This window comes from Profundibacterium mesophilum KAUST100406-0324, assembly GCF_009835145.1.
In the GTDB taxonomy this organism is placed as follows: domain Bacteria; phylum Pseudomonadota; class Alphaproteobacteria; order Rhodobacterales; family Rhodobacteraceae; genus Profundibacterium; species Profundibacterium mesophilum.
In genome coordinates this window covers 137,398-148,319 of record NZ_APKE01000036.1, presented here as the reverse complement: position 1 = coordinate 148,319, position 10,922 = coordinate 137,398, and the positions used below count along the sequence as shown (strand labels likewise).

Annotated in this window: 13 protein-coding genes; 4 read left to right on the top strand and 9 right to left on the bottom strand. The window is 65.2% G+C overall.

The window, feature by feature from the left end:
• Positions 1 to 530, top strand: a 530-nt coding sequence (locus tag PMES_RS15345; protein ID WP_159966602.1) for an Isoquinoline 1-oxidoreductase subunit, incomplete at its 5' end; no start/stop codon positions are given.
• A gap of 102 nt (positions 531 to 632) precedes the next feature.
• Here the strand turns inward: PMES_RS15345 and PMES_RS15340 are convergent.
• From PMES_RS15340 to PMES_RS15320, 5 genes are all read right to left on the bottom strand, one after another.
• The gene (locus PMES_RS15340) at positions 633 to 1,433 is read right to left on the bottom strand and encodes an ABC transporter permease (protein ID WP_159966601.1); all 801 of its coding nucleotides are present in this window, start codon (positions 1,431 to 1,433) and stop codon (positions 633 to 635) included.
• A complete protein-coding gene (locus tag PMES_RS15335; RefSeq protein ID WP_159966600.1) occupies positions 1,430 to 2,155 on the bottom strand; it encodes an ABC transporter ATP-binding protein in 726 nt (241 codons plus the stop codon). The genes PMES_RS15340 and PMES_RS15335 overlap by 4 nt, the downstream gene beginning before the upstream one ends.
• A gap of 82 nt (positions 2,156 to 2,237) precedes the next feature.
• The gene (locus PMES_RS15330; RefSeq protein ID WP_159966599.1) at positions 2,238 to 2,690 is read right to left on the bottom strand and encodes a cupredoxin domain-containing protein; all 453 of its coding nucleotides are present in this window, start codon (positions 2,688 to 2,690) and stop codon (positions 2,238 to 2,240) included.
• A gap of 26 nt (positions 2,691 to 2,716) precedes the next feature.
• Entirely contained in the window at positions 2,717 to 3,700 is a 984-nt protein-coding gene (locus PMES_RS15325) for a YVTN family beta-propeller repeat protein (protein ID WP_236549835.1), read from the bottom strand.
• 11 nt (positions 3,701 to 3,711) lie between these two features.
• The gene (locus PMES_RS15320) at positions 3,712 to 4,878 is read right to left on the bottom strand and encodes an ABC transporter substrate-binding protein (protein WP_159966597.1); all 1,167 of its coding nucleotides are present in this window, start codon (positions 4,876 to 4,878) and stop codon (positions 3,712 to 3,714) included.
• Between the two features lie 150 nt (positions 4,879 to 5,028).
• Here PMES_RS15320 and PMES_RS15315 point away from each other — a divergent pair, with 150 nt between their 5' ends.
• The 3 genes from PMES_RS15315 to PMES_RS15305 are packed head-to-tail and all read left to right on the top strand — an operon-like array spanning position 5,029 to position 7,026.
• Entirely contained in the window at positions 5,029 to 5,559 is a 531-nt protein-coding gene (locus PMES_RS15315; RefSeq protein WP_438943246.1) for a DUF3280 domain-containing protein, read from the top strand.
• Complete coding sequence (locus tag PMES_RS15310; protein WP_159966596.1) at positions 5,556 to 6,098, top strand: SRPBCC family protein; 543 nt, start codon at positions 5,556 to 5,558, stop codon at positions 6,096 to 6,098. The genes PMES_RS15315 and PMES_RS15310 overlap by 4 nt, the downstream gene beginning before the upstream one ends.
• A complete protein-coding gene (locus PMES_RS15305; protein ID WP_236549834.1) occupies positions 6,082 to 7,026 on the top strand; it encodes a YncE family protein in 945 nt (314 codons plus the stop codon). The genes PMES_RS15310 and PMES_RS15305 overlap by 17 nt, the downstream gene beginning before the upstream one ends.
• A gap of 17 nt (positions 7,027 to 7,043) precedes the next feature.
• Here the strand turns inward: PMES_RS15305 and PMES_RS15300 are convergent, their stop codons facing one another.
• From PMES_RS15300 to PMES_RS15285, 4 genes are all read right to left on the bottom strand, one after another.
• A complete protein-coding gene (locus PMES_RS15300; protein ID WP_236549833.1) occupies positions 7,044 to 7,598 on the bottom strand; it encodes a PQQ-dependent catabolism-associated CXXCW motif protein in 555 nt (184 codons plus the stop codon).
• Positions 7,595 to 8,443: a substrate-binding domain-containing protein gene (locus PMES_RS15295; RefSeq protein ID WP_438943245.1), complete on the bottom strand. Its 849-nt coding sequence runs from the start codon at positions 8,441 to 8,443 to the stop codon at positions 7,595 to 7,597. Before PMES_RS15295 ends, PMES_RS15300 begins: the two co-directional genes overlap by 4 nt.
• Positions 8,427 to 8,966, bottom strand: coding sequence for a c-type cytochrome, methanol metabolism-related (locus PMES_RS15290; protein ID WP_159966593.1), 540 nt, complete (start codon positions 8,964 to 8,966; stop codon positions 8,427 to 8,429). The genes PMES_RS15295 and PMES_RS15290 overlap by 17 nt, the downstream gene beginning before the upstream one ends.
• Before the next feature lie 90 nt (positions 8,967 to 9,056).
• Positions 9,057 to 10,859, bottom strand: coding sequence for a methanol/ethanol family PQQ-dependent dehydrogenase (locus PMES_RS15285; protein WP_159966592.1), 1,803 nt, complete (start codon positions 10,857 to 10,859; stop codon positions 9,057 to 9,059).
• Between the last annotated feature and the right edge of the window lie 63 nt (positions 10,860 to 10,922).

The following is a 10,922-nucleotide window of genomic DNA, read 5'->3' as shown; positions in this document are numbered from 1 at the left end:
GCACCGCCGACGAGTTCTCGGGCATCGAGAACGAGACCGAGCGCAGCCAGGCGCTCTTCGAGGAGATGATGAAGGTCATCTCCTCGCCGCGCTGCCTCAACTGTCACCCCGTCGATGGTGGCCCGCGGCAGGGCGACGACATGAAGCCGCACCAGCCGCCGGTGGTGCGCGGCGCCTCCGATTTCGGGGCGCCGGGCATGCGGTGCTCGACCTGCCATGGCTCCGAGAACTTCGAATATGCCAGTGGCGAAGGCTCGATCCCGGGTCACGAGCCGTGGCATCTCGCCCCCGTCTCGATGGGGTGGATCGGCGTGTCGGCGACCGAGATTTGCGAGCAGATCCAGGACCCTGAGCGCAATGGCGGCAAGAGCCTCGAAGAACTCTACGAGCATAACGCCCATGACGGGCTCGTGGGCTGGGGCTGGGAGCCCGGCGAGGGCCGCACCCCCGCACCCGGCACCCAGGAGGTCTTCGGCGAGTTGACCCGTGCCTGGATCGACACCGGCAACGCCTGCCCGCCGGCAAGCTGACGCCAAGCAGACGTGCGGGCCGGGCGGGGAAATCCCTCCCGCCGGCGGATGACGGGGTGCCGCTTCGGACCAGAAGCGGCACCCTTTTTCGTATCTGCCGCCTCAGCCCCGCCGAGCCTTGCGCCCCATCATCCCGCGCGCGGGATCGTACCCCCAGAGCGCCGCCACGAAGAACACCGCCAGCCCGAGCAGCACCCAGAGAAGCGACCATGGCGCGATCTGCCCGTAGAGTGCGAAACGGATCAGCTCGACCACGTGGGTGAAGGGATTCACCGCGCAGATGTCACGCAGCAGCTCGGAGCTTTCCGCCATCTTCCACAGCGGGTAGAGCGCGGTCGACAGGAAGAACATGGGGAAGATGACGAAGTTCATGACCCCGGCGAAATTCTCGAGCTGGGTGATTGTCGAAGAGATCAGCAGCCCAAGGGCACCCAGCATCAGACCGCCCAGAACCAGCGCCGGCAGGACCAGAACGTAGCCAGCGAGCGGCAACGTGATGTCCATGAACGCGGCGATGGCCAGGAAGACATAGACCTGCAGCACGGCGACAGCGACCCCGGCCAGCAGTTTCGACAAGAGCAGCCACCAGCGGGGCAGCGGCGATGTCAGCAGCAGGCGCATCGATCCCATTTCCTGGTCGTAGACGAGGCTCAGAGAGCTTTGCATCCCGTTGAAAAGCAGGATCATTCCGCAGAGACCGGGCAGGATGTAGACCTCGTAGGTTATGTAGGTCTGGTAGGGGGGGATGATCGAAAGACCGAGCGCCGCGCGGAACCCCGCCGCGAAGACCACGAGCCAGACGAGCGGCCTGACCAAAGCCGCGAGGAAACGGCCGCGTTGATGGATGAAGCGCGCGGCCTCGCGCAGCACGATCGCGGCGAGCGCGGTGAGCCATCCGCTCATCCCGGCACCGCGAGCGGCGCGGTCATGTTCATGAATACCTCCGTCAGATCGCCGCCATCGGCGAGGACGGCGGCGCGGTCCTGCGCCATGATCCGGCCCCGATGCAGGATCACGACCTCGTCCCCGGAGGCGATCTCGTCGACGAGATGGGTGGCCCAGAACACCGTCAGCCCCTCCGCCGCGAGGCCATGCACATGCGCCGTGATCGCGCGGCGCGCGGCGGTATCGAGGCCCACCGTCGGCTCGTCGAGCAGGAGCACCGCCGGCTCATGGATCAACGCCCGGGCGATCTCCATCCGGCGGCGATGCCCGCCATTGAGGTTGCGTGCCTTCTCGTTCGCGCGCTCGGCCATGCCGAGGCGGTCCAGTGCCGCGTCGATGCGCCCCTGTGCCTGGCGTCCCGACATCCCGTGCAGCGCCGCGAAATAGCGCATGTTCCCCGCCACGGTCATCTCCAGGTCGAGCGTCGGCTGCTGGAAGACGACGCCCATCCGCGCCAGTGCACGGCGCGGATGGCGTGACATGTCATGCCCGGCGATCTCGATCCGGCCCCGAGGGGCCACGAAAAGCCGTGTCAGAAGCGCGAAAAGCGTGGACTTGCCCGCCCCGTTCGGTCCCAGAAGCGCGCAGAACTGCCCTTCCGGTAAGCTGAAAGAGACATCCGACAGGGCATGCGTAGCCCCGTAGCGGTAGCTCAGCTCCGTGACCGTCAGAGCGCTCATCCCTTTCGCACCGACCGCGGTGACGGCGGCCGCCGCCCGGAGCCGTGCAGGGCCGGGCTCGGCATATCCCGCGATGCCGGGCTCAACGGATGGTGATCTCCAGTCTTTGGCTCGCTCCCGTGGTTCCGGGGATCGACAGGGCATAACTGCCGGGTTTGATGGCGATAAATGACAAGGAGGCCGTGCCTGCATCGTCGAACTCGAAGCTCGAAAGGCCGAGCGGACGGATCTCGATATCGTTGATGACGACCTCGTTGATCCAGATCGCATGAAAGAACTCGGCGCCCGAAAGCGCCAGTTCGGCGGAGCCATCCGCGGTGATCTCAAGCTCGTAATAGGCGCCCGATTCAAGGGTGACACCGCTTTCCGCCAGCGGCTTTCCCGATGCGAGCGTCACCGCGATCGGCTCACCGCGATTGCACGCGGCGAGAAGACCTGAAAATTGCAGATCGTCACAGAGCGGTGCGGCAGCCGCCGGGATGGCGGAAAGCGCGGCGGCGGCGGCGGCGCAGATGGCGAGGGCTGTTCTGATCATTCTAGGGATCCTTTCTTGATGCGGCATCACTGTGCCATGTCGGGCTGCACGACCACGCCCCAGGGCTGCTGGCCGACCTGGACGGAGCGGATCGCCTTCTGCTTATGCACGTCGATCACTGTCACGTCGTTCGAGTTTCCGTTTGTCGTGACCAGGTATTTCTCGTCCGGGGTGAACGCCATCTGCCACACCCTCTGTCCGACGAGGATATAGTCCACGACCTCGTCGCTCTGCGCGTCGATCACCGCTACGCGGTTGGCCGGGCCGAGGGCGACGAAGACCCATTTGCCGTCCGACGTGACCTTCACACCGACGGGCTGGAGCCATTCGGGAAGCACGCCCGATACCTCGAAGCCGATCTTGGTGCGGGTGACGGGCTCGGGACCGGTCATGTCGATGACACTCACCGTGCCGCCGATCTCGGAGCTGACATAGAGGGTCTTGCCGTCGGCGGTGAACTGCGCGTAGCGCGGACGCTGATCGACGAGGATGTTGTGCTTGATCTTGTAGTCCGACGTGTCGATGAAATGCGCCATGTTGGTGGTTTCGGAGGTGTTGACCATGAAGGTCGCCTCCGGATTGATGCCCATTCCCTCCGGCTCGACGCCCACCGGGATCTCGGCCTTGATGGTGCGGCTTTCGGTATCCGTCACGGTGACGAGATTGTCGTCCTCGTTCGCGATGTAGAGCGGATTGCCCGTAGGATGCAGCGCGAACTGCTCGGGGTCGGGGCCAGAGGGAAGCGTGTAGAGTTCCTCGTAGCTCTCGGTATCGAAGACCCGCACCGTGTCGTCATCGGAGGCCGCGACGTAAAGCAGCTTGCCATCGGGGCTGATGGTGATGCCGCGCGGACGGTTTCCCGCCTCGAACTCCGCCGTCACCTCCCAGCTTTCGCTGTCGAGAACCGTGACCGTGTTGCCCTTCTCGTTGGTCACGAAGACCTTGTTCGCTTGGGCGGCGCCGGTGCCCAGGGCGAATAAAAGGGCGGGCAGGCTGGCTTTGAGGATCATCGTCGCTCCGCTCATTTTGGTGGCCCGAAAGCCGTGCATTTGGATTCGCCGGCATCGAGGCCGAGCGTGTCGAGGGTGCTGCGCTGGTGCAGGAAGCCGTCCTGGGGCGAGACGCTGGCGGTGATCCGCCCGTCGTAAAGCAGGATCGGCTGGCGCAACTGGCCATTCCACGACCGGAAGGTCACCTTCTGTCCCTTGAAAGCCGCGAGCTCGAACGCGCTGCCGAGCATGTAGTCACGCAAGGCCGCCGCGCCCGCTTCGTTGGTGCGGATCGCGGCCTCCCCGATGATGCGCAGGGCCAGCCAGGTCTGGTAATCCTCCTCGCGGACATAACGCCCGGAAAGCGCCTCGAAACGGCGCTGGAACTGCGTCGCGCCCCAGGCCTCATGGGCGCCGTGGAACGTGACGGGACGCAATCCGGCCGCGCCGAGCACCGGGCGCGGCGTCCACAGGTGGAACGGCAGGTAAGGCGCGAAGACATCCGAGGCGTCGGCGGCGATCACCACGTCATGCTCTTCGGCGCCTTGCGTGAAAACGGGAATCTGACGTTGAACCAGCACGTGGCCGGTATCGGTGCGGCGCGATCCGCCCGTATCCTCGAACTCGCGCGTCTCGACGATCTTGCCGCCGAACTTGGCCGCCGCCGCCTCGAAGGCCGCCGCAAGCGCTCGGTCCTCGGGATTGGATCCGTGGATCAGGAACCACCGGGGCCATTTCTTCCAGATGGCGAATTGCGCCACCGCATCTGCGCGCATCGCCCGGCTCGGCGCGACGTGAACGACATTGGCCCGGCACTGCTCGGAGCGCAGCGCGTCTTCCGCCGCCGACACGTTCAGCAGGAGCGCGCCCTCCCCCGCCTGCTCGGACAAGGCCAGCAATTCGGGCGCGCGTGCCAGCACCGCGATCTTGTCATGCCCCGCCTCCATGAGGCGGGCCAGTGCGTCCGATGCCTCTTCGGGCGGCACCGCAGCATACTCCGCGGTGAAATCGATTCCGAGGAAGGCACCGGTCGTCTGGTTGTCCTCGTTCGCCAGCGTCGCGCCCGCAAATCCAAGATCATCGGGCACCAGCTCGTAGCGCGAGATCGGCGCAAGGCTCGGGTAGTCGATGCGCAACACGGCCGCGCCGACCTCCATCGCGCCGGCCGGCAGAGCGGTGAGCAACATGGCGCTGAGCATGGCGGCGCCGTACCGCGCAGCCTGCGGTCCTAGTGAAAACAATCGCTCCTCCCAAAGCTGTTGCTCGAACTATGGCAGAAGGATTCGAGAAGTCAAAACCGATACTTTTGGCGTATTGCGGGTTCCCCCTGCGCCGTTAACTTGAGTCCCATGAAACCGTTTGACGCCCTTGTCTGCATGCTTTTCCTGGGTCTGTCCTCGGTCGCCGACGCGCAGCCCGCCCCAGCGGATCCGCTGCCGCGCGGCAGCGTCGCCTTCCTCGGCATCACCTTTCTCGACACCTCGACCGAGGGTGCCTATTTCGGTGCGCGCGCCGATGAGGCTGAGCGGGTCATGCTGCTTGAGGAAACCGCGCGCGCGCGCTTCGAGAAGGAGGGCTTCACCCTTCTCGACACGGCCCCCGTCGCCCAGACCCTCGAGGCGACCGTCAATCCGGCGAATTGCTACGGGTGTGAGCTTCGCATGGGCCAGACGCTCGGCGCCGATTACGTGCTCGTGGGAGAGGTGCAGAAGGTCTCGAACCTGATCCTGTCGATGAACCTCGTTCTACGCGAGACGCGGACGGGGGACATGGTGCGGGGACGCTCGGTCGACATCCGCTCCAACACGGACGAATCGTGGCTGCGCGGTGTGCGCTACATCCTCAAGAACCACTTCTTTGAAACCGGAGACGTTCAATGATCCACATCACTCGCCTGGCGGTCCTGCTCCTGGCGCTCGCATTGCCGGGACTGGCACTCGCCCATGGCCCGACCCGGCAGAAAGTCACCTTGAGCGTGGACGTTGCCGCATCTCCCGAAGAGGTCTGGCAGGCGATCGGCAATTTCCAGGACATGAGCTGGCATCCGGCGGTCCACTCGCAGATCGGCAAGAACGGGAACGAGATCGACGCGACGCGCGTCCTGACGCTGGGCGAGCAGGGCGGCCCGACCATCTCCGAACTGCTCTACAAGCACAGCGACGAGAAGATGAGCTATTCCTACCGGATCGAGGATGTCGCGGTCGAGGTTCTGCCGGTCACGAACTACTCCTCGCATCTGACGGTCAAGCCGCGCGAGGATGGCGGCTCCGAGGTGGAATGGCGCGGCGCCTTCTATCGCGGCTATCCCAACAACGATCCGCCCGCCGAGCTCGACGATGCGGCCGCGATCGCCGCTGTCACCGGCGTCTATCAAGCCGGGCTGGATGCCCTGGTGGAGCGCTTTGGCGCGGCCGAGTAATCTCCCGGCCTTCCTTTGGCTGGCACTGACGCTCGCGGCTTCGCAAGGGGTCGCGGGCGATTTTGCCTATGTCACCAACCAGGGCAGCGAGGATCTGAGCATCATCGACCTGGATGCCCGGAAGGAGACGGCGCGCATTCCGGTGCCGGGGAAACCCGCGGGCGTGGCGGCAAGCCTTGATGGGATCTTTACCGTGTCGCCGGAGGACAAGACCGTGCGCCGCTTCGGCCCGGACGGCGCGCAGCTGGGCGCGATCCGTCTCGATGGCGGCCCGATCGGCATCGTGCATGATCCGGCGCGCGGGCGTCTTTACGTATCCGACTGGTATAACGCGCGGATCTGGGAGATCGACGCGCGCCGGATGCGCCTGACCGGAACGCTGGAAAGCGGCAGCGCCCCGGCGGGGCTCGACATATCGCATAGCGGGCGCTGGCTTGCCTCGGCCGATCGCGACTCCAATGCCGTCAGCCTCTTCGATATCGGGGGCAGCGCGCCCCGGCGCAGTATCCCGGTGGGCAGCCGGCCTTTCGGCCTTGCCTTCGATCCCCGCGACCGGCTTTTCGTCGCGAATGTCGGCAGCGATGATGTCAGTGTCATCGACCCCCGCGACGGCACGCAGCTGGCCCTTGTTCCGGTAGGCGCGCGCCCCTACGGCATCGCCTTCGCGCAGGGGCGGGCCTTCGTGACGAACCAATATGCCGGCACGCTCAGCGTGATCGATCTCGAGACGCTGGAGGTGAGCCATACGCTCGAGGTCGGCGAATATCCCGAAGGTGTCGCGGTGGCCGGAAGCGATGGACCGCTGGTCGTGGCCAACTGGTTTTCCAACACCGTCACGCTGATCGATCCGCGCACGCTCGAAACGCTGGGCGAGGTGGAGACCGGCGATGGCCCGCGCGCATTCGGACGGTTCATCATCGCGCCCTGACCGCACCCGCGCCCGTTTCAGGGCATTCCGGGCATGGGCGTGACCGGCTCGAGCGGCAGTCCCTCGGCGGCCCAGCCATCGGTACCCCCCGGATACCATGCGACATGCGGATAACCCCATCGGACCGCCCGCCGGGCCGCGTTCCACGACATCCAGCATTCCGCGAGGCAGAAGAAGACCAGCATCCGGTTGCCATCCCCCGCAAGGACGGCTTCGATCCCGTTTCGGAAATAAGCCTCCGTCTGGGGCGCGATCGCACCGTAGCCGACATTCGGAAGCCAGATCGCCCCGGGGATCGACTGTCGCGGACGCTCGCGCCAGATCGTCCCCTCCGGAAGGTTGGGCGGCCTGGGCGCATGCGGGAGCACGTCGATGAACACGGCCTCGCCCCCGGACCAGGCGTCGCGGGCCATCGCGGTGTCGAGGACGTCGGCCCCCTCCAGCGTCGCGGGAACGGGTCCGCGATAGGCCTCCATCCTGTAGCCGTCCGGCTCGGCCGGCTGCGCGTTCGCGGGGGGTGAAAACGCGCAGGCCAGGGCGAACAGGAAGGCACCCCGGACCGCGTGTCTCACCGGGCGGCCTCCCGAACCGCATCACCCATGTCGGTGATGAGCGGGACGCCGGCCTCCCGGAGGATCGTGTCGATTTCCGCCTGATTGCGCCGGATCAGGGAATTGAGCTTGCGCTCCCAGACCTTCTCGCCCTGGCGCACGCCCATGGTGATGCGGAAAAACAGGCGCGGCGGAAGCTCCTCCTTGATCAGCGGGATGACGACGAGCCGGTCGGCGTAGGTTTCCTTGACCAGCGGACCGGCAAGCGGCCCCCAGATCACGGCGGCATCGATTTCACCGGCATCGAGATCGGCAAGCATGTCGCTGACGGGCGATTCATAGCGCCGGTCGACCATGAGACTGTAGGGCCGCGCCTTCGCGATGAGGCCGTTGCGCGCCATGTGATCGGCCGGGGGACTTCCGGCCACGACACCGATCCTGCGATCCTTCAATGCCGGGTCCGCCAGATGGTCCACATCCGCGAGCGGTCCCGATTTCGGCACGACGAGCGTATAGGCGGAGACGAGGTAGTGGTTGGTGTTGAGCACCAGCTCGTGGCCTTGCGCATAACCCATCACGACATCGCAGCGATTGCCGCGCAGCGTGTTGCGGATGAAGCCCGTCGCCATCGGATACCACGTGTAGTCCACCGGCAGATCCAGCTCGCGGGCGAACAGCTCCGCGAGCCGGTTCTCGTAGCCGCGCTCTTCTCGGTCGGACATCGGGTAGTTCGCCGGATCGGCGCAGACCCGGAACGCCGTCTTCGAGACGAGGTCGGAAGTCTGCGCCATGCCCGGAGCCGCCGATACGACCGTGGCGAGCACGGCCGCGGCAAGGCCCCGCATGGCATCAGCCCATGCAGGCATCTTCCATTTCCCTGATCTCATCGGACTTGGCTTCCTTCTTGCCGGGCCGCCCGCGCGGGACCGCGTCCATGCCGCGTGCCTTGAGATAGACGTATATGTCGTCGAGGTAGCACATGACATTCGGGTTGTCTCCGAAGTGAGGCATGACGGAATTGCCGTTCTGGCGGCCATTCACGACGACGTCGTAGAAATCGTAGTAATCCATGTTCACGGCCGAGTTCTTGATCTTCGGCGCGTAGGTCGAGCCTTCGCCGTCGGGACCGTGGCAGACATGGCATTCGGAATGGTAGCGGCGGAAGCCCGAGAAGGTCATCCAGTCGACGGTGCCATCCTCGGCCAGGTTATATGTGGGAACGTCGTCCTCGGTATAGTAACGCCCGCCTTCGTCATAGGCGATGGCCGCGGCGTCCTGCGACTTCTCCGGATCGACGGGTTGGTCGCTCCAGCTCTGCGCGCTGAGGGCGGCGGGCGCGAGGGCCAGGGCCGCGGCGAGCGCGATCTTCACGGATACAGTCCGCATCATGGGGATCAAGACCTTTCGGCTGCAAGGGAAGGATGGCGCCGGCGCGAGATCATCCTCGCGCCGGCGCCCGCATCATCCACTGGCCTCGGCTCAGTTCGGCAGGGCGAACACGGTCAGCTGTCCGCCAAGCGCGGTATAGTCGCTCAGCGCGGCATAGCCGCCCACCGCGCCCAGACCGTCATTGGGGTTGGTCAGACCGGCCGCGAGGCCGATACCGGCCCAGCCGCCGATGCCCGACAGGATGCCGACATACTGCTTGCCGTCATGCTCGTAGGTCATGACGTTGCCGATGATGCCCGACGGGGTCTTGAACTTGTAAAGCTCGTCGCCGGTCGTGGCATCCACCGCCTTGAGATAGCCTTCGAGCGTGCCGTAGAAGACCACGTTGCCGGCCGTCGCGAGCGCACCCGACCACACCGAGAACTGCTCGGGCAGGGACCACTTGATCTCGCCCTTGACGTTGTCCCAGGCGATGAAGTTGCCCATGCCGCCATGGCTGTCGGGGGCGGGATACATCGCCAGCGTCGCGCCGACATAGGGCTGACCGGCGGTGTAGGAGACGCGGAAGGGCTCGTAATCCATGCAGACGTGGTTCGTCGGCACGTAGAAGAGTTCCGTGTCGGGCGAATAGGCCGCCGGCTGCTGATCCTTGGAGCCGAGTGCCGCGGGACAGATGCCGGTGGAGTTGACATCCTCGCCGTTCTGTTCGGTCGAGTAATCAGCGACGACCTGCGGGCGGCCGTACTGATCGCTGTTCTCGTCCATGTCGACGCCGGTCGTCCAGTTGACGGCCGGGTCGAACTTCTCGGCCACCAGCAGCTCGCCGGAGATGCGGTCGAGGGTATAGCCCAGTCCGTTCCGGTCGAAATGGGTCAGAAGCTGGCGCTCCTCGCCATCCATCTGCTGCTCGGTCAGGATCATCTCGTTGACCCCGTCGTAATCCCACTCGTCATGCGGGGTCATCTGGTAGAACCACTTGGCCATCCCGTCATCGGGATCGCGCGCCATGATGGTCATCGACCAGCGGTTGTCACCCGGACGCTGCGCGGGGTTCCAGGTCGAGGGGTTGCCGGTGCCGTAATAGACAAGATCGGCCTCGGGATCGTAGCTGTACCAGCCCCAGGTAGTGCCCCCGCCGATCATCCACTGATCGCCTTCCCAGGTATTGGTGCCGGAATTCTCGCCGACGGGCTCGCCCAGGTGGGTGGTGTTCTCGGGATCGACGAGGATGTCCTCGTCAGGGCCCATGGAATAGGCGCGCCAGACCTGCTCGCCGCTCTCGATGTCATAGGCGGTGACGTGACCGCGAACGCCGAACTCGCCGCCTGAGATGCCGACGATGACCTTGTCCTTCACCGGCAGAACAGTCGCGGTGTTGGTCTCGCCCTTGCTGGGATCACCGTTCTGGACGCTCCACTCGACGGCGCCCGTATCGGCGTTCAGCGCGACCACGGTCGTATCGGCCTGATGCAGGAAGATCTTCCCATCGGCATAGGCGACACCGCGGTTCACCGTGTCGCAGCACATCACCGGGATCACGTCCGGGTTCTGCTTGGGCTCGTACTTCCACTTGATCTTGCCCTCCTGGGTCAGATCGAGCGCATAGACGGTATTGGGAAAGGGCGTGTGGACATACATCATGTCCCCGACCACGAGGGGCGATCCTTCGTGACCGCGCAGCACGCCGGTCGAGAAGGTCCACGCGACCTGGAGGTCCTTGACGTTGTCCTTGTTGATCTTGTCGAGCTTGGAATAACGCTGGTTCTTGTAATCGCCGGTCTGGATGCCCCAGTTTGCCGGGTCGTTGATGATTTCCTGCAGTCCCTCATTCGCACTGGCCATTCCGGCAGTGGCGAGAGCTACGACAGAAGTCAAAACACTAAGCTTCCTCATCTTCATCTCCCTGAACGTTAATGTCTTCCAGATTGCGGCTGCCGGGCATGCCGGCAGCCCGCG

Excerpts from the sequence above, each read along its gene's own strand:
- PMES_RS15295 (WP_438943245.1), bottom strand. The coding sequence starts at position 8,443 with ATGCCTGCATGGGCTGATGCCATGCGGGGCCTTGCCGCGGCCGTGCTC.
- PMES_RS15340 (WP_159966601.1), bottom strand. The coding sequence starts at position 1,433 with ATGAGCGGATGGCTCACCGCGCTCGCCGCGATCGTGCTGCGCGAGGCC.
- PMES_RS15310 (WP_159966596.1), top strand. The coding sequence starts at position 5,556 with ATGATCCACATCACTCGCCTGGCGGTCCTGCTCCTGGCGCTCGCATTG.
- PMES_RS15330 (WP_159966599.1), bottom strand. The coding sequence starts at position 2,690 with ATGATCAGAACAGCCCTCGCCATCTGCGCCGCCGCCGCCGCCGCGCTT.
- PMES_RS15285 (WP_159966592.1), bottom strand. The coding sequence starts at position 10,859 with ATGAGGAAGCTTAGTGTTTTGACTTCTGTCGTAGCTCTCGCCACTGCC.
- PMES_RS15315 (WP_438943246.1), top strand. The coding sequence starts at position 5,029 with ATGAAACCGTTTGACGCCCTTGTCTGCATGCTTTTCCTGGGTCTGTCC.
- PMES_RS15325 (WP_236549835.1), bottom strand. The coding sequence starts at position 3,700 with ATGATCCTCAAAGCCAGCCTGCCCGCCCTTTTATTCGCCCTGGGCACC.
- PMES_RS15320 (WP_159966597.1), bottom strand. The coding sequence starts at position 4,878 with ATGCTCAGCGCCATGTTGCTCACCGCTCTGCCGGCCGGCGCGATGGAG.
- PMES_RS15335 (WP_159966600.1), bottom strand. The coding sequence starts at position 2,155 with ATGAGCGCTCTGACGGTCACGGAGCTGAGCTACCGCTACGGGGCTACG.
- PMES_RS15290 (WP_159966593.1), bottom strand. The coding sequence starts at position 8,966 with ATGATGCGGACTGTATCCGTGAAGATCGCGCTCGCCGCGGCCCTGGCC.